Here is a 21,627-nt window from a genome sequence, read left to right as displayed (position 1 = left end):
GCTACCACCCCAGACCCACATAACCTTCGTGCCGGCGCCGCTCTTCGGCCCCCGGGAGCCGGACGAGGTCGACGACCGTATGCTGCGCGCCCGCCCGGTTGACCGCCGCCACCACGGCGGGCTCCCTGGACCCCGCGATGAGCACCTCCGAGTGATCGAGGACGGCGTCGATGTCATCGGTGAGAACCTCACCGATGTGCGGCAGCAGTTCCTCGATGAAGTCGCGGTTCGCGCCCAACAGCCTGGACAGTGCGACATTGGCATCGCAGATCTTGACGTCGTAGCCCTTGCCGATGAGCCTCTCGGCCAGTTCGACCATCGGGCTCTCACGTAGATCGTCCGTGCCGGGTTTGAACGACAGACCGAAGATGCCGATCCTGCGCTTGCCCAATGCGATCACCTGGTCCACGGCCCGCCGCAGGTGCATCTCGTTCGACACCAGCACGTTCGCCAGCACCGGCACTTCGACGTCATGGACTCGCGCGGTATGCATCAGCGCGCGCACGTCCTTCGGCAGACACGACCCGCCGAACGCGAATCCCGGACGCAGATAGGCGGCACTGAGATTCAGTTTCGTGTCAGCGAGGAAGATGTCCATCACGGCGTGTGAGTCGAGTCCCAGAGATGCGCAGATGGCTCCGATTTCGTTGCCGAACCCCACTTTCAGGGCGTGGAAACTGTTGTCGACGTACTTGACCATCTCGGCGACCGGGATCGGAACGCGGAACCGCGGTCCACCGAGCCCGTCGTACAGACCCATGACCTGCCGCCCGCTGCGTTCGTCGCTTTCCCCGACCACCGTCTTGGGCGGATTGAGGAAGTCGCGCACACTGCTGCCTTCGCGCAGGAACTCGGGGTTGACGCAGACGCCGAAGTCGATTCCCACCCGCTTGCCCGATGCGCGTTCCAGGCGCGGGACGAGTATCTCCTCGCAGGTACCCGGGACCATGGTGCTGCGGTAGACGACGACGTGGAAACTGTCCTTGGTGGCCAGGGCGGCGCCGATCTCGTCGGTTGCACGTTCGAGATAGCGGGTGGCCAGTCCTCCCCCCGGCGCGGACGGGGTGCCGACACAGACCATCGTGACGTCGCTGTCGAGGACGGCGCGGGCGGGGTCGTCACTGACGGTGAGCAAGCCTGATTCCACGACCTCGGCGATCAGCTGACCGATCCGCTCTTCGAAGACCGGGGTCTGGCCCCGGCGCAGGAATTCGATCTTCGAGGAATTGACGTCGACCCCGACCACGGGGAAACCCCGGGATGCCAGGCATGCCGCCGAAACACATCCGACATAACCCAGCCCGAAGACACTCAGGGTCATCCGCTGAGATGGACGTACGTATACTTCGGTCGCGCTCATGACAACCGCCAAACCAGTAGGGTTCTTGAGGTTTGCTAGTGGTGCATCTTCCATACTACGTCCCCGTTTTTGCCCTTGGTTCCGAACGGGCAGTTGATTGTTATCCGATTCTCGGCGGCCCTGTCCCGCCAACTCGCGACGAGACACCCGTCGCGAACCGCAACGGTGAGGTCTTCCGCCCACACGAGGCGCTCATCCAGCGGGTTGAGCACAGTGGCGACCACGACCGGGACGTCGCCCGTGCAGTACCCACCGACCAACCACGACGGCTCTCGCGATTCCAGCCGGCGCGACCACCATCCGAGACCGAGTTGGGTGTCGCCTCGTATCTCGTACGGGGCCAGCGCACTGCTGGCGGCGTGGACCAGTTGGAAGATCGGTTCCCCACCACGACAGGCCACGTGGCCCGATCCGACCGCTGTGACGTCCAGCGACGGGGCCAGCGGCCACGCCGTGCGCACCTCGTGGCGACCGCGGCCTGCGATCAGGTCGACCACCACTACGCTGTTCCGATCCGGCGGCGCGATGAGCCACCTCCGATGCACCACCGGCTTCGAGAGCCTCCCGTAGCCGCTGTGTTCGGCATCGACGACACCGCGCTCGAGGTCGACCGACCGCACCCGTACGCGGGCATGCTCCGTCCACAGAAACGGCCCGCCCACGACCGATTGGTCCAGGCCGTCGACACACAGGGTCGCGTGAGCGCGAGTGCCCCGATGAGCAGCGCGCCAGTCCGGGTGCCTGTAGTAGCTGCCGGTGCCGGGATCGCCGATGACGTCCTCACCGTCGATGCTCAACGTCACTGCGAGGGCGTCGGCGTGCCCGTGTGCGGCGAGCGAGAGGTATCCCAGCGGGCCGACGTCCATAGTCAGCCGCCGCGATCCGGCGCGCAGCACCACCAGGCCGCCGTCCGGAGCGAAGAAGCTGCGAGGACCGGGTTCTGGGACGGCCTCCGATCCGGAAACAGGTTCTGTGCGAGCGTAGTTCATCCAGGCCGCCGACAGCGTCGTGCCGCCCACCCGACGTGCCGACGCGTTGCGGGTCACCGCGGCGACCGTGCCGAGATGATCTCGGACCGTGCGCACCGGCTCGGCGCCGAGCCGGAGCGCGAAACCCTCGTCGTCGTCTCCGTAGCGTGGCGCCGGGTCACGATCACCGACGAGTGCTGCGATGAAGTCCGCGCTCCGGTCGACGGCGGCGATCAACTCCGGCGGTGGTCGACCGTCACGAAGCGTCAGCAATGCGGCCACGGTGAGCAGCAGTTCCGACGTGAAGATCTGGTATCCCACCGACTGCTCGGCGCCTGCGCCGTCGGGCAAGATCTGCCGGGCCGCCTCGGCGGACAGCACACGGATCGCGTCCTTCTCCCAGGACGCGGCGCGGGCCAGCTCCGGCAGAAGAATCGCCACTGCGGCGACGCCGGCCATTTCCCCGACGAGGTGGTTGTTGGCCGAGCTGAACTGCGAACGCTCGTCCCAGCAGCGACGAGCAGACTCGGCGAGCAGACGGACGACAGCCCGGAACCTCGTGGTCGTCAACCCCGGCGAATCCCGCAGCCCCTGTAGTGCCACCGCGATCGAGACCGAACGCACGCCCGCCTCGAATGCACCACGCCATCCGATGCCGAGGCCCGGCGGATTCTTCTCGATCCACGAGTCGAGTTGACGAAACGCCGCGTCACTGAATCGCTCCTCACCGGTGAACAACCACGCCTCGGCGAGCCAGGGCAGATGCTGGAGTCGATTGAGCTCCCAGATCCACTTCGGATCACCGTCCGCCGTGCGGTGGTTGATTCGGGATGCGGGCACGACAGGCCAGCCCACTTTCGAAAGCGGGTCGTAATGCCAGTCGATCGGCTCCGGCAGCGTCACTTCGGGGTGACCGAAGTACGAGAATCGCCCGCAGGCCACACGCTCGGCGGCCGCGATCACCTGCCCGACCGCGGCCGGATGTGCACGGGCGATGTCGACGGCCCGGTCGCGGTCCAGAAGTGTCGGCCGGCCGACGCATTCCCGGAATCTCGCCAATGCGGCGTCCCAGTCCGGTTCCGGCGTCCCCAGCAACTCGGAGTCGGTCGTCTCGCCGCGCCCGCTGAGCGGAAGCAGGCTCCGGCCGGCCCGACTCGCACGCCACGCCACCTCGCGCGGTCCCATCGTCTGCAATCGGCGCACGCGCCAGAGGAGTTGACTCACGGCGTCCTCCTTGCGAATACGAGAACCTCGTGCGGCACGTGACAAGGTGCCGTCGGGCGTGTCAAGCTGACTCGGTGCCCGGCATTCTCGCCTTCCGGCGGTTCGGCCGCTTCCGGTTCGCCCTGACGGCGGCCATTACAGCCGTCGGACTGATCGCCGCGTGCTCTACGCCGGTGGAAGAACCTCAGGCGCCGGCGCCCGCGCCCGGCGATCCGCACTCCCTCACGTTCCCCAGGACGGCAACGTATTTCCTCAATCAGCAGGAACTTCCGTCCGTCGACGAGCTCGCTCGATATGACGTGGTAGTCATCGACAACGAATGGGCGAACCGGAAGCCGCGCGAGTTCTTCGACGAACTCCGTCACGCGAACCCGCGCCTCCGGTTGCTCGCCTACGTGAATGTGGTCGACCATCCCGATCAACTCGGCTCGGAGGCGTACTGGGCCAACCGATACGCGTTGTGGCAGTACGACCAGAACGGCGAAAGTGCGTTCCCGGATTCCTGGCTGGCGCACACCATGGACGGCGCGCCGGTCAGCGAGTGGCCGGAGTCGACGATGACCAACCTCACCGACCAGGCGCCACGGATCAACGGCCAGGTCTTTGCCGAGTACGCCGCTAACTGGGTGGTCGACGACGTCTGGTCTGCGGGGGTGTGGGACGGTATCTTCCTCGACGTCTGGGGCGACCGGATCTACAGTGCGAACCGAGATCACTGGGACATCGATTCCGACGGCACCGACGAACCGGACGACGCGATCTACGGGCTCGGAAACCCCTGGGAGCGTGGCGTGAACCTGGCCGAACAGATCATCCGGCAACGAATTCCGGACGCCATCCTGATCGCGAACGGAGACCGGACGCTGCTGGCGCAACAACTGGACGGCCGGGCGTGGGAGAAATTCGCAGACCCCCGCGCCGACCGGAATCCTATGTTCGACATCGAGCAGTATGCCAGTCTGACTGCCGAGGGGGACCATCGCATGCCCGGCCTGGCGATGACGATCGACAGGCTCGGTCCCGCACCGCATTCGGCACCGGACTTCCAGCGTGCCCGGTATTTCCTGGCGGCGACGTTGCTCCAGGACGGATTCTGGGCCCCGATGGGCGCCGACTACGACGAGCCGGCCTACTTCGACGAGATGGACGGTGGCGGACTCGGCCCGGGGTACCTCGGTCACCCCCTGGTGGCCAACCCGTCGCCGGCCGCCCTGAACGATCCGTGTGCGGACGGGGTCGGGTCGCTGGGCCACGGCCTCTTCCGTCGCGACTTCGAGCACGGCATCGTCCTGCTGAACACCGATGGCAAGGCCCGGGAAGTGCAGCTCGAGACACCCTTTCGGCGACTTCACGGCAGCCTGGATCCGAGCACCAACGACGGGGCCACCGTCACGTCGGTGACCCTCCAGCCGAGCGACGGTCTCGTGCTCTTGCGCGAGAACCCGTAACCGCATCCAGTCTCTCATCGCATCACCCGCTCGACCGCGAAGAGCCGCGCGTAGAAGTCGACGAGTGCCCGGCGCGACGTCTCCCACGACAGCTGCTGCTCCACCCGAGCCCGGCCCAGTTCGCCCATCCTGTGACGTTTCCGGGAGTCCCGTAACAGCTCGTCGATCCCAGCCGCGAAGGCCGATTCGTCATTGGCCGGGGCGTAGACAGCGGACTCCCCCGCCGATACTCGCGACTCGACGAGCTCGAACGAGACGAGTGGCCGCCCCATCGCCATGTACTCGACGACCTTGTTCATCGTCGACACATCGTTCAACGGGTTTCGTGGGTCAGGCGCAAGACAGACGTCGGCGGTCGACAGACACCGCTGCACGAACTCGTCGGGGACCCGGCCGGTGAATTCGACCGTGTCCGTGAGTCCGAGCTTCTCGCTGAGGGCGACCATGTCGTCGAAGGCGTCCCCCGCGCCCATGAATATGCAGTGGAGGTCGTCCCGGCCGAGGCCGTCCCGCAGGTGAGCGAGGGCGCGTAACGCATAGTCGACGCCGTCCTGCGGACCCATCACCCCCAGGTATGCCGCGAGATACCGCTTGCCGCGCCTCAGGCTCGGATCGGGGTCTCGGCGGACGAATCGACTCAGATCGGGCGCACTCCGGACGACGGTAACCCGCTCCGGCGCCAGATGACCGCGCTCGAGTGCAACCCGCCGATAGCTCTCGTTCGTCGAGATGACGGCGTCGGCGGTGGCCAGTGTGAGCCGTTCCAGGATTCTGGTCGCCCAGTAGAGGACCTGGCCGCCTCGGGGAAACCGGGACAGGAAGAGTTCGGGCACGAGATCGTGGTGGTCGAACACGAACTTGGCGCCGACCGGGCGAAGCAGCGCAGCGACGAGGAACAGCAGGTCGGGCGGATTGCAGGCGTGGACGGCATCGACCCGATCTTCACGACGCACCCGAAGAGCGAGCCGCGTGGTGTGCCACAACGCCAGCCCGTACTCCCGCAGATAGCCCAACGGCCCACCCTCCGCGGCACGGAGCGGATAGCGGAGAATGCGGACCCCGTCGATCGTGACGTCCGGCTGCCTGTCCTGGGTGGTCCCCATCGGGCAGATCACGGTGACGCGATAGCCGGCCTCCACCAACGCAGTGCTCTCCTGCCACACCCGGCGGTCGAACGGTACCGAAAGGTTCTCTACCAGAATCAGAATGTGCCGACTCATCACACCTCCACCACTTCGGTGAGCAGACGCTCGAATCCTCGCGCCGTGTCTTCGATCCGGTACTGCTGTTCCACCCGTGCACGCCCCGACAGCCCCTGCCGGGTGCGCAGCCCCGGGTCCGCGGCCAGGGCGAGGAGCCGCTCCGCCATCGCATGCGCATCTCCGACCGGCACCACGTAGCCCTGTTCGCCTTCGGTGACCATGTCCCGCAGGCAACCGCAGTCGGTGACCACGAGCGGCACGCCCGCGGCCATGGACTCGATCGCGATGATCGGCACTCCCTCGTGCACCGACGACAGACAGGACACGTCGAGTCCCGGCAGGAGTTGTCGCACGTCCCGTCGAACGCCCATGAAGCGTGTGCGGCCGGCAATCCCGAGTTCATCCGCAAGAGCGCGTAACTCGGCCTCGCGTTCGCCGCCGCCGATCACGACCAGCCGCACCCGCGCATCAGACTCCGCCACGGAAGAAATCGCTTCGAAGAGCATCTGGTGCGCCTTCTGATCGCTGAGGCGACCGACGATACCGACGACGAAGTCCCGCGGGTCGAGACCGAATGCTGCCCTGGCAAGCTCGGAGTCGGTGTTTCGCGGCAGCGGAGGCAGCACGATCCCGTTCGGAATCACCACCTCGCGTGTGCGTCGCCAGGCGAAGCGCCCAACACCCTCTTCCCGGCGGAGGTACTCGCCTTGTCGAGGGGCGAGCAGAACGAGCGCGTCGGAAAGCCACAGCGTTTCCACCGTGGAGCGCGGCAGGCAGCGCTTACCGACCGACGTCAGGTCCATGTCGTGGGCGGCGACGATGTTGGCACGCGCTCCCGCCAGCCTTGCCGCAATTCGCCCCAGCGCCAGTGCCGCTCGATGGTGATGAGTGACCAGTACCACGTCGGTGCGATCGCGTCGCAGGCTGCGGATCAACCGTGGCAGGGTTCGAACGTCGTAACGCCCCGTACGCCCCAGCACTTCGACCTCGAATCCGGCCCTCCGGAACTCCTCGCCGAGGGGCCCGGCCTCGCGCAGACAGATCAGACGTGGTCGTACGACGCGTGGATCGAAGTTCCGGAACAGTTCCAGCATCAGGAGTTCGACACCCCCGACGAACGTCAAATCCAACACCAGACTGAGCCGGATCGGCCTCGCCGAACGAGGTGGGAGTCGTCCCGCCACCTCCTCGAGCGCGAGTTCGCTCTCGGCGACGCTTGTGCGCAGGCTGAACTCGGACTCGACTCGCGTCCGCGCCGCGAGGCCCATTTCCCGGGATTTCTCGGGCTCCGACAGCACTCGGAGCAGCTTCTCGGCGAGCGCATGCGGCGAACGCGGGGGCACGAGAAATCCGGTCACCCCCTCCGTAATCATCTCCGGCACGCCGCCCACCGCGGTACAGACCGCCGGCCGACCCGCGGCCATTGCCTCGAGCAGCGCCATCGGAAAACATTCCACGCTGTACGAGCTCAGGACGAAGACATCCATCCCTCCGAGCAAATCTTTCACGTCGTGACGAGAACCGGTGAAGACCACATGGTCGGCGATGCCCAGCTCACTGGCCAGCTGTTCCAGCTCGCCTCTCATCGGCCCATCTCCGACCACCAGGAACTTTGCGGCCGGCAGCTCGTCGATGACCAGCCGTGCCGCGTGCAGCAGCGTCGCGTGGTCCTTCTCGGGCCGCAGTGCGGCAAGGATCCCCACCACTCGGTCGAGCGGCCCGATCCCGAACTCCGCGATCGCCGCCCGATCTCCACTCGGATCGAACGCTGCAGGATCCACCCCGTTGTGGATTATTCGGATCTTGCCCGGCGGGATGTGTAGATCACCTACCAGATAGGGAACTTGCGCCTTCGCCACACCGAAATACGCGCTCGTGACCGGGCCGAGTGCGCGGTCGGCGAACCGCCGAAGGACACTCCTCGTGGTGGTCTCGCCGCAGTTGTGAACCCATACGACCGTCCGTGGAACTCGGGCCAGGACAGCCGCGACACGGCCGAGAGTCTCGGCGTTGAAGCCGCGCACGATCATGATGTCCGGGGAAATCCTGCGCGTCTCACGCACGAGGTCCCACAGGGCACCGACCGCCTGCAACTTCGTTCGTCCCAACGCCACGGCGGGAACAGCACCGGCCGCCAGGGCCGGATACAGTTCGCCCTCGCTGCCGATGCAGATGACGCTGGGCTCGAACCGTTCTCGGTCCAGTCGGGGAAACAGCGTTGCAGCGTGCCGCTCCGCTCCGCCGACGCGGAGGTCAGGCACCACGTGCAACACCCGTAGTGGGCGATCGGCCGTCACCGCCGCACCTCCTGGTAGAGGGCATCGAAACGGCGCCACACGACGTCGACGTCGAATTCGGCCCGGATGCGCTCCAACGCCTGCGCTCCGATGCGGGTGCGGGCATCGTCGTCATAGACCACCTGACGCAAGGCGTGGGCGAGTGCGTCCACGTCGTCGACCGGAACCAGCACCCCGCAACGGTCGTCGATCAGTTCGGGGATGCCCCCCACGGCGCTGGCGACGACGCACAGGCCGTGGGCCATCGCCTCGAGTATCGCCATCGGCTGGCCCTCGTTGCGCGAGGGCAGGGCCAGTACGTGGGAGCTCGCCAACAATTCGGGCACCCGATCCGGATCGAGCCATCCGAGCACCGTGACGGTGGATCCCACCGACAGCTCGTCGACCCTGTCCCGCGCGCGCTGCACTTCGCCGTCACCGGCGATCGTCAGTCGCGCACGCTCGCCTCCGTCGCCGACCATCTTCGCCCACGCGTCGAGCAACGTGAAAGTCCCCTTGCGATCGCCGATGCAGCCGAGGAACAGCACGTGCACCTGTTCACTTCCGGACGGCTGCCGTACCGGACGGCAAGGCCGGACCGCGTTGGGAACAGAGACGATCCGCGCCTGTGGCGCAATCCGCTCGAGGCGCTCCACCCAGCAGTCGCCGAGCGCCACCACCACGTCCGCACCGGTGAGGGTGGCGCGGATGATCGCCTGCAATGGGCGCGGCGATCGGCTGTAGAACTGATGGAAATCGGAACCGTGCACGTGCATCACGATCGGCACCCGGAAGATTCGACATATCCAGGCGAGAATCGCCTTCCGGATGAAGCTGCCGGCGACGGAGGTATGAAGATGGACCACATCCGGCCGGTCCAAAACCAGAGCGGTCACGAACGCGCCCAGCCCCGTCGCGAACGCCACCATCTTCGTGGCGACCGTGCCGTTCCGGTGAGTACTGACATGGCGAACGTTCCACAGCTCCCACAGCGGAGTGGCCTGCATCGTTCGGACGAAACTCGCCACCCCACCACGGGTGGACGTGCTGGTAGATGCCCACAGGGCCCGCTGCCGCTTCATGTCGGTTCCTGTGCTGGGACCGATGCAAACCCGCGTCGATGCGGATCAGGTGTCGACGGGTCCGCGGGAGCCCGCTCTGCCCAGCCGATTGCGATGCCGACGAGCAGCATCACGACCGCGTTCGGAAAATCGAAGAATCGGAGGTCCACCGTGAGTCCGGAGATAACGAGCACGATGAAGGCCATGATCGCCACGAGCGCGAGACGCCTTCCGCACAGGCCGTCGGCCGGCAGCACGCGGTATGCGCGGAGGAGACCACGGGCTACGAGGAAGAGCACGGCGAGCCACAGGGCCAGCCCGATCAGTCCCAATTCCGCCGCAACCCCAAGCTCGTTGAAGTGGGACGCGATGCCGAAGCCGCGAATCCACGGCACATCGGGTGCCCACTGCTGGTGGTGGTATGTGTTCATCGCGGTGAAGCGTCCGATCCCCCACCCTGCCAACGGTTTCTCCTCGATTGCCCAGAGTGCCGTCTTCGCCGTGTTGAGGCGATCCTGTAGTTCACCGGGGGAGCCGACGCCACCCGCGGAACGATCGCTGCTGGTGAAAGTCGACCACTTGATGGTCACGGCCGCCGCAACGACCGCACCAGTCAAGACGAATCCGGTTCGAAACCCCTTGGCAGACAGCGCTCCAATCACCACCACGACAGCGAATGCCAGCCAGACGACTCGCGTATGGGTCAGGTAGACGCCGTAAGCGGACGCTACCGCGATAGCGATGACCAAAATCCTGCACCACAGGGGTTCACTGCGCGTTGCGGCCAGGAGGAGTGCCACGATGAAACCGAGAATCAACACCATGCCGTTGACCACCGGCTGGTCGAAGATTCCGACGGCTCGCCCCTCCCAGCTCGGAGACTCGGCTATGTAACGGGGCCAGACTAGAGCAGTCGGACCGTGAAACTGCAGAATGCTCATCGCAGCGGAGTAAGCCCCGAGCAACAGGATCGTCCATAGAAGTAGACGGACTGCGGACACCCGGTCGAACGTGTAGCGCCCCACGAGAAACACCGTGAACGGAATGATGGCGCCGGTCAACACGAATCGCGGCACGGAGAGTTCTGCGCCGGAGAGCGGGATCACTGAGCCGTAGGGATGCGCGGAGAACATCGAGATCATGTTCCACGTGACGTAGAGAACCATTGCACACTCGATGGCGCCCAGACGCGGACCGCGGTCGGTTCCCCGTGCAATCCAGATCGCCCACGCTCCCACCACTCCGAGGAACGACAGGACGAAGGGGTCGACAGGCAGGATGCTGGGTAAGGCAACCCGAAGAAACGTGGTGACCAACAACAGAAGCACAGCGACCACTGGATCGCGCAGTCCGGCGAAGACGAGAGCACTGCCGATGGCGCCGAGCAGGAGAAGCACACCGAAGTGATTCGGTACCTTCGCCGCAGCCGCAAACACAATGAGCACGGCCATGGGGAACGCAAGTCCCGGCATCCATCGGGACACCGATCCACCCGTGGACGAAACACTGGTGGGGTCGGCGAGGAGCGGAGTCCTGCTCATCGTCGTCAGGTCACGGACGCGCGGTCTGATCCGGAGCGGACTCGCGGACCTTCACGAGGTCGACCGTTTCCAACTCGTCCGAGTCCGCCGGCTCGTCCGACTCGGCCGATGGCGGAATCGGCGCACTGCGTCGTGCGCATCGAGGATCGATGATGACGGCACCAAGCAATCTCGACTCCACCTGCCCGAGCAGCCGACATGCCTCCACCGTTTCGGGGACCCGCGTGCGGCGCCTTTCGACCACAAGCACTACCGCGTCCGCCGCCGCGCAGATCACCTGCGCTTCAGCTGCTTCAGTGATCGGCGGAGCCTCGACGACAATTATGTCGGCGATACTGTGGGCGTGTTGGAGCAGGTTGCCGAACCGCTCACGGGTGAACAGCGCGTAGGGATCACCGTTCCCCGTTCCACTCGGCATCTCCGGCATCTCGCCGGGTACCGCCTCCTGGATGAACCCGGCGATCGCAGGTGGGGTGGCCTCAGCGAGGAAATCCGCAACGCCCGGAACTTCATCGGTATTCGTGGCGCGCTCGGATCCGTGCAGATCCGCGCGCACGATCAAGGAACGTTCGCCCTGGATCGCCCTGTGCTCGGCAATTGCCCGCGCAACCTGGGCAACGCCCTCCGTACGCCGCGGCGCGGTCACCACAACCGTTGCCGGGCGGGGAAGATCGGCCAAGCCGACGATGTTTGCCAAACGTCGGAATTGCGCCTCGCGACGCTGTTCCGCCCGAGGTTTCCCACCACGCGGAACCTCGACCAGCGTATCCACGCCGACCTTCGCACGCACGTCGTCGGCGGTCGTGAGGCGTTTCGACACGGCATCCAGCGCGAGAGCGGCAACGCACCCGAGTATCAGGCCGCCGAACAGCCCGAGTACCGCGTTCCGTACCAGAGACGGGCTCTCCTCTGCGACGCCCGCAGCGAGCTGCTGATCCTGCAGCTCGTTCGTCGTGTCCAACTCGATCGCCGTGATCCGGTCCTGGAGCTGCGCCATTGCGACGGGGTCCGCTTCGGGGGTTGCACGCTGCTCGTCGAGCTGTTTCCTGAGCTCCTCGAGAGTGCCGGCCCTTCCGGCAAACCTGACGGCGTTTACATCGTCTCGGAAGGCCCCGGCCATTGCAGTTGCCGCGGTTGCCGCTGTCTCGGGGTCGTTGGCAGTGGCGTCGATGTAGACGATCGGACTCGCGGCGGCCGTGCTGGCCGCGAAAGTTACGTCGTCGGGGACGTCCGCGCGAGCCCGGATCCGCTCCTGGTAGGGCCCGTTGTTGAAGTAGTCGACATACCCCACCACAAGGATTGCGTCCTGCTCGGGGGCCCGGCCCGGCGAGGAGACGATCAGCGCCGCCCTGCCCGTATAGCTGGTCCCGGCTTCCTTCGCCGCCGCGACCGCTCCGAGAACCGCCAGTGCAGCAACGAAGATGACCAACACACGACGGCGCCAAATGCGCTCGAGCTGGACGTTCAATGTGCTGGTCATCTGCCCCTCCACCATCAGGTTGCGGAGTATCGCACGCCCCCGCTGAGATGTCGGGCGGCTCGGCACGCCATCGTTCAACCCACGGCGCCGACCCGAAATGTCGACTTGGCGATCTTCCCGACCTCAAGATTAATTTACTCCATAGAAGAGTACCTGCGGTATGGTTTTGGCGGATTTTTCATATTTGACGACTGACGCACGCGGCCGAGTATCATCAATCGCCAGGGGTGAGATCGTTGGATCTTCCGAAAACAAGAGTTGCAGTCGTCGCGGCCGCCAGGTTCCATCTCCGGCCGCTCCGCCGGATTCATCTTGCACGCCGGGCCCCGGCCTTACGCCTCGGCCCGGTAGTCGTCGCCGGACAAGAGGTGGCGCTCCGTTCCCCTCGGTTGTCCGACGCACCCGCCTGGCGGGAAATTCGTCTGCGAGATCAGCGTCTGATCGAACCGTACTGGGTCAGTTCTGCCCTGAGCTGGCCGGAGCGCCACACCGAGGCGACCTGGGTGGACGAATGCCTCCAGTCACGAAAAGCAGCCCGTGCCGGATCGGCGCTGCCGCTGGTGGTCGAGATCGACGGGCGCTTTGCGGGGCAATGCAATCTCGAGCGTATCGACGTGCGCACCAAGACCGCAGAGTTAGGCATCTGGCTCGACGCCCGGGTGACGGGCAAGGGCGTGTGCGCAGGCGTGGGCGTGCTACTCGCGGAATACGCGATCAGTACGTTGGGACTACGCCGAGTCACCGCGCCCATCTGTGTGGACAATGCGGCGGCTGCGAAGCGTGCTGAGCGCATGGGCCTGAGACGCGAGGGCACAATGGCCAGCTTCCTCGACGTCGGCGGCCGCCGTCGAGATCACGACCTGTGGGCGATCACGCCGGAAATGTGGGCGCTCGCCCCGAAGACGGGGGACCCACATCCCGACACCATCCAACATTGACGACCCCCTGACCACCGCATTCGCGGCGCGCGATTCGCCCGGAACACGAACGGCGCGTTATTGTTCCGTTGCCCGGCGCGGGTGTTCCGACTCTACGAGCGCATACATGCGCTCGAACGCCCTCTTACTCGCAGACACCTGCGCGCGTGCCTGCGCACGCAGGTCGGATCGCAGATCCGGGGCCTCCCTCCACATGCGGTGAATCGCACGCGTGAGCCGTTCGTCGAGCCCGTCCTCAGCGAGCTGAACCAACTCGACACCGCCGGGGAACATCCCGCTCAGGCCACCGAGTTTGTCGTCGTAATAGCGCGATGTCGACAGGCCCACAACCGGAATTCCTTGGGCGAGAGCGAAAACCGCAACGTGGTATGCGCCGGTGACGAGTACACGACATCGCGCAACCTCGGAGACCAGGTCCCGGGCACTGGCGAAGCGCCCCACCGTGGGTCTCACGATCGGGAACCCGTCGACCAACGGCATCGTCGAGTGACGATCTTCGGCTTCGTATTCGGACACGATCAGCGGGACGAGACCAGCGTCGACCGTGCCGGCGAACCCCCTCAACACACGGCCGACGACATCTTGCGCCCTGTCCGTGACCGGGGAGTATCCGGCCACGCGAAGGCAAACTCCGATGTCGGTCCCGATCGTGTCGGATCGCATGCCGTAGGCCAACTCCACCGCATCGTCCCCGGTAACGACGACCCGCTCGGAAGGCACGCCGAGCGACCGCAGGAGAGCGGGGCCTCGCTCTTGCTCTCGGACCGCGATGAGGTCGACCTTCGGCAAGACACGCATGGCATGAGCGAGTATATGTTCCCCTGTGAGCGGTCCGATGCCCTGTCCGCACATCGCGGTCGGTATGTGCAGATCAGCCGCACGCTCGAGCAGATCGAGGGTGCGGTGAGCCTGGTAGGGATCCACGTCGGCCATGTAGCCGCCGCCCATCGCGAGCACCAGTGAGGCGTCGCGGACGGCCATCGGAATGCGCGGAATGCGCCCGGTTTCGTCCGGCACGGCGGTCGGTGCGCGAAGGGAGTCCCGGACCTTGCGCGCGTAGCGCCGTGGACGATCAGAGACAGCCCACCACCCCGCCGAGACCGGGCCGACCAACCGGGGCCCGGCGTGCGCAGGCACCTGCCACCACGGTCCGGATCGTGACCATCTGCTCCCACGTCGATAGGTCACCGGCTCGGCGGCGGGAGCGAACGCGCGCAGCAACGACGGTGCGTAGGTCAGAACGCCGAGCCGCGCACCCGGCCATTGCTCACTCAGGCGCCGGACGGTGACGTCGAGGATGGCGAGGTCACCTCGATTGGTAAGCCAGTACTCCCCGTTCTCGATCAATACACGCACAGTCGAACTGTCGATGCCCGTCGGGTCGGCCTCATAGTTCGCCATTACTGTCCTTGAACGGTCCGGAGAGATATCGAGTACGGCTCCAGTCTCGCGCAGCAACGCGGGGCCGACAACAGTCTCGTCAGATGCAGCCGGGGAACAGATTTCCGATCGACGCCACTTGCGAGTGCACCCCCGCGGGGAGAGACTCGTCTCGACAGTACCGCACACTTGTAGGCACTGCACCCTCCACACCCCGGAGTTCGGCTATGTCGATTGCACGCGACGACGGCTCAGCCCGCAGGTCGTTCACACGCTCCAACGAACTGCAGTCCCGGCTGAACAGATTGGTCCCGGGCGGCGCGCACACCTATGCGCGCGGACCCGACCAGTATCCGGACCTCATGGCCCCCGTTCTCGTTCGCGGTTCAGGTGCCCGCGTATGGGATGCGGACGGAAACAGTTTTGTCGAATACGGCATGGGTCTGAGATCGGTGACGTTGGGGCACGGCTACCGTCCTGTGACGGACGCCGTGTGTGCGGCGATCGCCGATGGGACGAACTTCAGCCGGCCGACCGAACTCGAGCTGCATGCCGCGGAAGATTTCCTCGAACTGGTTCCCGCCGCGGATATGGTGAAGTTCGCCAAGAACGGGTCGGACGTCACCACCGCCGCGGTCCGCCTTGCGCGGGCGGTGACGGGTCGAGATGTGGTGGCCATCTGCAATCAACCCTTCTTCTCGGTCGACGACTGGTTCATCGGTACCACCGCGATGAACAGTGGCGTCCCCACCGATGTGGCCGCCAGATCCGCCGGTTTCGCGTACAACGACCTCGCTTCGCTCAGCGCACTTTTCGCCTCGAATCACGGTCAGGTCGCCTGTGTCATCCTCGAAGCCGCCACCGCAACGGCGGAACCGGAACCTGGCTTCCTGCAGGGGGTCCGCACCCTTTGTGACCGACACGGCGCACTACTCATCTTCGATGAGATGATTACCGGATTCCGCTGGTCGGCCGGCGGTGCACAGTCGGTCTACTCGGTCGAACCCGACCTGTCGTGCTGGGGAAAGGCCATGGGCAACGGCTTTCCGATCTCGGCCCTCGCCGGCAAACGTGAGTACATGGACCTAGGGGGCCTGAATACGGACCGGGAGCGTGTGTTTCTCCTGTCGACCACGCACGGCCCCGAGTGCGCCGGACTGGCGGCCTTCCGAGCGGTCGTTCACGTCTACGCCACCGAGGACCCCATATCGCACATGATGCAGTCGGGACAGCTCTTGGCCGATGGTGTCAACGCAGCCGCAGCAGAACTGGGTGTCGCAGATTACGTCCAAGTGATCGGCAGGCCATCCTGCCTCGTCTTCGTCACCCGAGATCCCGAACGTCAACCATCCCAGGAGTTCCGCACGCTCTTCCTACAGGAACTGCTGTCGGGCGGGGTGCTCGGTCAATCGTTCGTGACATCCGCAGCACACACTCCGGAGGACATCGCCCACACCCTCGAGGCGACCCGACGTGCCCTGCAGATCTACAGCAAGGCAATCGAATCCGGCAGCGTGGCGGAATTCCTCCGCGGCCGGCCCGTCGCCCCCGCCCTCCGCCGGTACGCCGCACCTCGCAGGATCCGCGTATCGGACCAGCATCCCGCGTACAGAAATTCGTAAGACATATTTGGCGAGCGAATCGACGACCGCGATTCCGGCACGCCGAGCATCATCGGAAGCACCAGACCGCACGTCGCCACTGTGAAGGAGCCCTGTCAGAGACTCTCTGCTTTGAGGACCATGCGACCGACAACGGGGAAATCGCCGAAGAGATTACGCCGGCGCCCGAAGTCGGACTGGCGCCCGTCGATCCTCACACCTGACGTACGCCACGCTCAACGCCTGGCGACGGCATAAACCGACGGAGACGCGATCTCCCGCACGAAGCGCGTACCGATAACTGCGAGCAGTTGTGGTGGCACTCGCGCGGAATACTTGAATCGAAGGTAGCTTCCAGTTATGAATCGGATGTCGCAGAAGTGGTGCCGCAACAAGGTGCGTAGCTCGCTCTCCGCAAATCCGGCATGTGCTCCCATCGAGTTGTGAAAGCGGCCCCTCAATCGGGCACGGGAGTCCGCGAGATTCCATCGCACTTTCTCCCCCACCGTTGCCTCGAAAGAGCCGAGATAGCCGATCATCCGATGCCGGTTGGGTGTTCCCACGTAGAGCAGGCCACCGGGGCGCAGCACGCGGGCAAGTTCGCGCAGACTCGCCTCGGGGTCGGTCACGTGCTCGATAACGTGGTGATAAAAGATCGCATCGAATTGTGCGTCTGGGAAGGGAAGGTCGAGGACCGATCCTTCCTGCAGATGAAAGTCCGGTACACCACTGGCCGACTCGACGTCCCAGGCCGGGTCCACATCGACACCCTCCAACGAACCACCCAACCGCCGGTGGATGTAGTGCGCCTCATGCCCCTTGCCGCATCCCGCGACGAGAATTCTCGGTGCATGACCGAGGCCGCCCGCATCGGACGCCGTCTCGCAGAAGTGGCGAGCGCCGGCATGCGTGTCCTCGCTCGACTCGACAGCGCCGGGCGGAGCAGCGGCTCCGCCCCACAGTCGGTCGTAGGCTCTCACGACTGCCTCGCCTCTGACACTCGCGCCTCGACGAGGACGAAGTAGACCAGGCGCCTTCCCATGGCCGTGTACTCGAGCAACCTGTTCGGGATGTTCGTCATCTGCCCTCCGAGATGGGTATGGAGACGGACGTGACGGTCTGCTCTGCAGACCCCATAGGGGAACGCAGCTCGTCGCGACAGTGCGCAATACTGCGACCCCCCAGACAAGATACTGAGGGTCAGTCTAAATCGCATCAAAACAAACTACAAGTCCGCTAAGGGCTGCATTTAGCAACTTTGAAGACTACCATTGTAAGAACGAAGCCGAGCAAAGGACGGTGAATTAGTTTGGCGCGTGGTAAAGAGTGAGAGCACCGCCTCGGGTGAGTACAATCGGTGCAAGAACCGCCTCAGCGATCTGAAGTCCGCAGTCTGACCACTTCCTCGGTGCCCAGATCGCGGGCGACGACTGCACGCAATGCCCACCCAGTTTCGTAGGACGCGAGGGCGCGCCGCACACATGGTTGCCGACCCGCCGAGCCGCTCAACTCCGCCCGCTACCGTTTTGTGGACCAGCCGATGGATCCATCGTCGCCGACGCTCACCAACCTCACTATCTGGCTCGCACCCGAAGTTGGCCCGCCTGACTAATGGGGCCCGCCTCACTGGGGAAATTCTCACCGCCCTCGATGCCTTGACCGGGAGCGGGACCGAGGAGATCGTCCTGCCGAAGCGCGCCGACTCCGCGAAAGAGTTTTCGCTGCAACGCAATAGATTGCCGACAATGCCGAGGGCCAGAGGAAGCACGGGCACCAGGAAGCACGGGCACCGCCCTCATCTGCTTCCGCTCTACAGCGCCGCCTCGTCGGTGGCGCACCGGAATCCGGTGTGGAACACGACACCGGTGGGTTGCATAGGTTGCCGGTAGTAGCCCTCTTTGTAGTAGACGGTGGTCGTGCCGGGAATCAGCGTGCGGACGAAGTATGTGTCGGCACCGTTGGTGAACGTCTGCGGTACCCCGTTAAGCCACAGCTTGATCCAGCCCGCGGTGTCCGATGCCGACCAGTTGATCTGCATTTGGACGTCATGCCACCGCCCCACGTCCAGGGGCGTCTCGAAAAGGGTTGGCGTGTCCAGATAGACGCCAGGCGCGGACTGCTTCTGGACGACCAGCGACCAATAGCCGTCTCGCTGGCCTACAGACCATGCGACCGGGGGACTTCCGATGCCGGCGTCCTGGTGCCATTGGTTGGTCAGCCCCCAGCCCAGAGTGGCGTGGTTCTGCGGGAATGCCGAGTCGAACTTGGTGGAGAATTGATACCAGCGTGTCTGGCCTTCGAAACCACCGGTGTTGTCCTCGGCCGCTACTTCGGAACGCTCACCCCCCCCGAACGACGGTACGTCGCCGCTGCGGACCTCGAAGCGGGCCGCCTTGCCGTAGATTGCGTCCGAGACGATGCTCGCAGAGTAGCCGGAGACGTAACCCGTTCCGGGGCCGTTGTAGTCCAGGGTCTGGACAGACGGCCACTGGGAGAAGTCGCCGCTGCTGTAGTCGCCGGTGAAGATCCGCGCCGCCGAGGTGGCAATCGGCAGTGCGCTCCCCCCCATCGTCACCGCAAGCGCTGTGACAGAGACGGAGATGACAACGGCCGCAGCGGCCGCAAGTGAACGAAGCGCGGGACGCAAGTGGAACATTGTGGCTCCATCGGATGGGTGAGCGCGGCCTCCATAACCATGTGCCCCCCACAGAGACATGAGACCTATATCACTTTGATGATGAGACTACCCAGCCTGCCCCGCAGAAGCTAGAGGTCGCATTGACCCAACAATAGTGCGCGCGTAGTGGGGGTCGTTGCCTCATCTGAGAACGGATCGGAGTTCATCAACCACCACGTAGTGCGAACACTGCTCAATCATCTCAATCATCTTCACTCGGTCGCGGCCGGGCAACTCCATCGACGGAGCGCACGTCGAACAGAAGACCTGGGCGATCGTTCGGACCGCCGTCGGCTACCATCGCTACGCCACTCCGGCAGAGTTGTTGCTACTCAATAGAATCTGCGTGTTGAACTCGAGCCTGTCGATTTTCTTCTGCCCGCAGCAGAAGCTGATCTCGAAAATACGTGACGGGGGCGAAGGTGTGACCAAGAAATGCGACACGGCGATCACCCCGCACCGCCGCGTCGAGCGGCACAGTGCGGCCAGGGCCGAGGACAAGGCGATCCTCGCCGTTGCCTACACAGGCCTCAATCCGGCAGCGATCCAGCGGCAAATCCAGGCGCTGACCGCCGAGCTGCTGACCCTCACCACTGCCAAGTCCGGCCCGACCCCAAGCACCAGCCGTCACGGCCGCTCATACGCGCATCCTCGACCGAGGCAACGAAGCAAGACTCGCGCGCATCTTGCATGAGGCAATAGGGAGACGCCCTCATTGCGGTCGCCGCGGCACCCAGTTGCGGTCGCCGCAGTGGCAGGCACGAATTTCGGAGACCCACTCAGCGCAGGAGCCGGCGCGAAGCGAACTGCCGGAAGTACACGAGCTTCGACGGCTCGACCAGACCGGGAAGGATGAAGTACCAGACCCGTTCCATACGGCGCGGAAGTTCATCGAACGCGCCGGTCGCGCTCGCCACCACGTGGGCCCCGAGTAGCGACCCGAGCAGGAACGTGGACAGCGTGGTCGTCGAGACGTCGTCCTCCGCGAGGATGTCGCCCTCCTCGACCGCGCGGGCGACGAGTCGTTCGAAACCCTGCTGCCACGAAGCCACGACGTTGCCGTGCGTCCCCTGGTAGTCGCCGATCTCGTGCTGCAGCCGCAACATCGCCGCGACGATCGGATCGGAACTTGCCGCCTCGATCGCCACGTAGGACAGGGCGACGAGCGCCTCCATTGCCGGCGTCGGCCCGTCACTCACGGACGTCATGCCTGCAGTGAGACGGATCTGCCCCTCGTCGATGACACCGCGGGCGAGATCTTCCTTGGAACTGAAGTGGAAGTACAACGCACCTTTGGTCACACCGGACTGCTCGATGATCTCGTTGAGACCCGCATTGGCGTAGCCGAGCCTCAAGAACACGTCGGCCGCCGCCATGAGGACCGAAGCCCGAGTTACCTCTGCTCGAACCTGTCTCGCCATCGACTGCCTCCCGAACAACCCCCCCGACGGGGCGCGCAAACTCCAGCGAACCCTAGCACTTGACAGGCTCAGCCCTCCGGAAGTTGAACCGCGAGTCGGAAAACGAGAACACGTTCACCGGGGGGTCGTGCGAGGCAGATCTGTGCCCAGCTGCGGATCCGCCTCCAGATTGGTCAGCCCGTTCCAGCACAGGTTGACGAGATGCGCGGCGACGACTTCCTTCGGCGGCGTCCGCGCGTCCAGCCACCAGGTAGCGGTGGTGGAGACCATTCCGACCAGCGCCTGCGCGTACAGCAGGGCGAGATCCGGATTGAAGCCGCGCCGCGAGAAGTCGCCGGCGAGGATGTGCCCGACCTGGCCGATGGCCTCGTTGAGCAGGCTCGAATACGTTCCGTCCGGCGCCGCCACCGGCGAGTCGCGGACGAGGATGCGGAATCCGTCGGTGTGCTCCTCCACATAGGTGAGCAGCGCCAGCGCCACCCGCTCGACCCGGATCCGGGAGCGGTTCTGCTTCAGCGACGACGTCACCATCTCCAGCAGCCGCGACATCTCCCGATCCACGACCACGGCGTAGAGGCCTTCCTTGCCCCCGAAATGCTCGTAGACGACCGGCTTGGAGACGTGGGCCCGCTGCGCGATCTCCTCGATCGACGTCGCCTCGTAGCCACGCTCGGCGAACAGGGCACGACCGATCTCGATCAACTGCTCCCGGCGTTGCGTACCGGTCATCCGGGTGCGGACCGCCCGCTCGGGAGTCGCGTCCACGTCCGTGGGTCGGGGCACCGAGGCACCATCCTTTCCTGACACTCGCGACGACGAAGCGCCGCGGGCAGCGCGGAAACACTGCAGGTAGCACCCACTCTATCGGGGCGTTCGGAACAAATTTCGGCAGCGGTTCGACGGGCGGCGGGTCGGCATGCGAGGATTCTCTCGCGCAAACGGGCGTGACACCCCGTGTGTGTGGCAATCCGCCGTAGTGTAATGGCAGCACCTCTGATTTTGGTTCAGATAGTTCAGGTTCGAGTCCTGGCGGCGGAGCAGAAGCCTGCG

The 21,627-nt window shown here is 65.1% G+C and carries 16 protein-coding genes and 1 tRNA gene; 5 read left to right on the top strand and 12 right to left on the bottom strand.

The window, feature by feature from the left end:
* Nucleotide 1: 1 nt before the first annotated feature.
* Both I1A62_RS38960 and I1A62_RS38955 read right to left on the bottom strand, forming a co-directional pair.
* A complete protein-coding gene (locus tag I1A62_RS38960; RefSeq protein WP_257890658.1) occupies nt 2–1,372 on the bottom strand; it encodes a nucleotide sugar dehydrogenase in 1,371 nt (456 codons plus the stop codon).
* A gap of 23 nt (nt 1,373–1,395) precedes the next feature.
* A complete protein-coding gene (locus tag I1A62_RS38955) occupies nt 1,396–3,552 on the bottom strand; it encodes an alginate lyase family protein (protein WP_257890657.1) in 2,157 nt (718 codons plus the stop codon).
* A gap of 74 nt (nt 3,553–3,626) precedes the next feature.
* On the opposite strand from I1A62_RS38955, the gene I1A62_RS38950 reads away from it, so the two are divergent.
* Entirely contained in the window at nt 3,627–5,000 is a 1,374-nt protein-coding gene (locus I1A62_RS38950; protein WP_219457596.1) for a putative glycoside hydrolase, read from the top strand.
* 14 nt (nt 5,001–5,014) lie between these two features.
* On the opposite strand, the gene I1A62_RS38945 is transcribed toward I1A62_RS38950, so the two are convergent.
* From I1A62_RS38945 to I1A62_RS38925, 5 genes are all read right to left on the bottom strand, one after another.
* Nucleotides 5,015–6,220, bottom strand: a complete 1,206-nt coding sequence (locus tag I1A62_RS38945; RefSeq protein WP_219457594.1) for a glycosyltransferase family 4 protein — start codon at nt 6,218–6,220, stop codon at nt 5,015–5,017.
* A complete protein-coding gene (locus I1A62_RS38940) occupies nt 6,220–8,499 on the bottom strand; it encodes a glycosyltransferase (RefSeq protein WP_257890656.1) in 2,280 nt (759 codons plus the stop codon). Before I1A62_RS38940 ends, I1A62_RS38945 begins: the two co-directional genes overlap by 1 nt.
* Entirely contained in the window at nt 8,496–9,560 is a 1,065-nt protein-coding gene (locus tag I1A62_RS38935; RefSeq protein WP_219457593.1) for a glycosyltransferase family 4 protein, read from the bottom strand. Before I1A62_RS38935 ends, I1A62_RS38940 begins: the two co-directional genes overlap by 4 nt.
* The gene (locus tag I1A62_RS38930) at nt 9,557–10,705 is read right to left on the bottom strand and encodes an O-antigen ligase (RefSeq protein WP_257890655.1); all 1,149 of its coding nucleotides are present in this window, start codon (nt 10,703–10,705) and stop codon (nt 9,557–9,559) included. Before I1A62_RS38930 ends, I1A62_RS38935 begins: the two co-directional genes overlap by 4 nt.
* A gap of 385 nt (nt 10,706–11,090) precedes the next feature.
* Nucleotides 11,091–12,560, bottom strand: a complete 1,470-nt coding sequence (locus I1A62_RS38925) for a hypothetical protein (protein WP_219457590.1) — start codon at nt 12,558–12,560, stop codon at nt 11,091–11,093.
* Nucleotides 12,561–12,787: 227 nt separating this feature from the next.
* On the opposite strand from I1A62_RS38925, the gene I1A62_RS38920 reads away from it, so the two are divergent.
* A complete protein-coding gene (locus I1A62_RS38920) occupies nt 12,788–13,498 on the top strand; it encodes a GNAT family N-acetyltransferase (protein ID WP_257890654.1) in 711 nt (236 codons plus the stop codon).
* A 57-nt stretch (nt 13,499–13,555) separates the two neighbouring features.
* Here I1A62_RS38920 and I1A62_RS38915 read toward each other — a convergent pair whose 3' ends face one another.
* The gene (locus tag I1A62_RS38915) at nt 13,556–14,899 is read right to left on the bottom strand and encodes a polysaccharide pyruvyl transferase family protein (protein ID WP_219457587.1); all 1,344 of its coding nucleotides are present in this window, start codon (nt 14,897–14,899) and stop codon (nt 13,556–13,558) included.
* A 206-nt stretch (nt 14,900–15,105) separates the two neighbouring features.
* Between I1A62_RS38915 and I1A62_RS38910 the strand changes: the two genes are divergently transcribed.
* Nucleotides 15,106–16,500, top strand: coding sequence for a glutamate-1-semialdehyde 2,1-aminomutase (locus tag I1A62_RS38910; RefSeq protein WP_219457585.1), 1,395 nt, complete (start codon nt 15,106–15,108; stop codon nt 16,498–16,500).
* A 215-nt stretch (nt 16,501–16,715) separates the two neighbouring features.
* Here the strand turns inward: I1A62_RS38910 and I1A62_RS38905 are convergent, their stop codons facing one another.
* Nucleotides 16,716–17,459 carry a bifunctional 2-polyprenyl-6-hydroxyphenol methylase/3-demethylubiquinol 3-O-methyltransferase UbiG gene (locus I1A62_RS38905; protein WP_219457583.1) on the bottom strand — a complete coding sequence of 248 codons (744 nt, stop codon included), beginning with the start codon at nt 17,457–17,459 and terminating at the stop codon, nt 16,716–16,718.
* An 830-nt stretch (nt 17,460–18,289) separates the two neighbouring features.
* A complete protein-coding gene (locus tag I1A62_RS38900) occupies nt 18,290–19,135 on the bottom strand; it encodes a polysaccharide lyase (protein WP_257890653.1) in 846 nt (281 codons plus the stop codon).
* A 370-nt stretch (nt 19,136–19,505) separates the two neighbouring features.
* Here I1A62_RS38900 and I1A62_RS38895 point away from each other — a divergent pair, with 370 nt between their 5' ends.
* A complete protein-coding gene (locus I1A62_RS38895) occupies nt 19,506–19,850 on the top strand; it encodes a hypothetical protein (RefSeq protein ID WP_219457581.1) in 345 nt (114 codons plus the stop codon).
* An 85-nt stretch (nt 19,851–19,935) separates the two neighbouring features.
* Here the strand turns inward: I1A62_RS38895 and I1A62_RS38890 are convergent, their stop codons facing one another.
* Both I1A62_RS38890 and I1A62_RS38885 read right to left on the bottom strand, forming a co-directional pair.
* Nucleotides 19,936–20,577: a ScbR family autoregulator-binding transcription factor gene (locus tag I1A62_RS38890; protein WP_206005877.1), complete on the bottom strand. Its 642-nt coding sequence runs from the start codon at nt 20,575–20,577 to the stop codon at nt 19,936–19,938.
* A gap of 114 nt (nt 20,578–20,691) precedes the next feature.
* Nucleotides 20,692–21,306: a TetR/AcrR family transcriptional regulator gene (locus tag I1A62_RS38885; RefSeq protein ID WP_225857879.1), complete on the bottom strand. Its 615-nt coding sequence runs from the start codon at nt 21,304–21,306 to the stop codon at nt 20,692–20,694.
* A gap of 238 nt (nt 21,307–21,544) precedes the next feature.
* Between I1A62_RS38885 and I1A62_RS38880 the strand changes: the two genes are divergently transcribed.
* A tRNA-Gln gene (locus tag I1A62_RS38880) sits at nt 21,545–21,615 on the top strand.
* The last annotated feature ends 12 nt before the right edge of the window (nt 21,616–21,627 follow it).

The organism is Rhodococcus sp. USK10, assembly GCF_019378875.1.
GTDB classification, from domain to species: Bacteria; Actinomycetota; Actinomycetes; order Mycobacteriales; family Mycobacteriaceae; genus Rhodococcus_F; species Rhodococcus_F pseudokoreensis.
The sequence above is the reverse complement of the archived record's forward strand: the minus strand, read 5'-3'. Positions and strand labels throughout refer to the sequence as shown.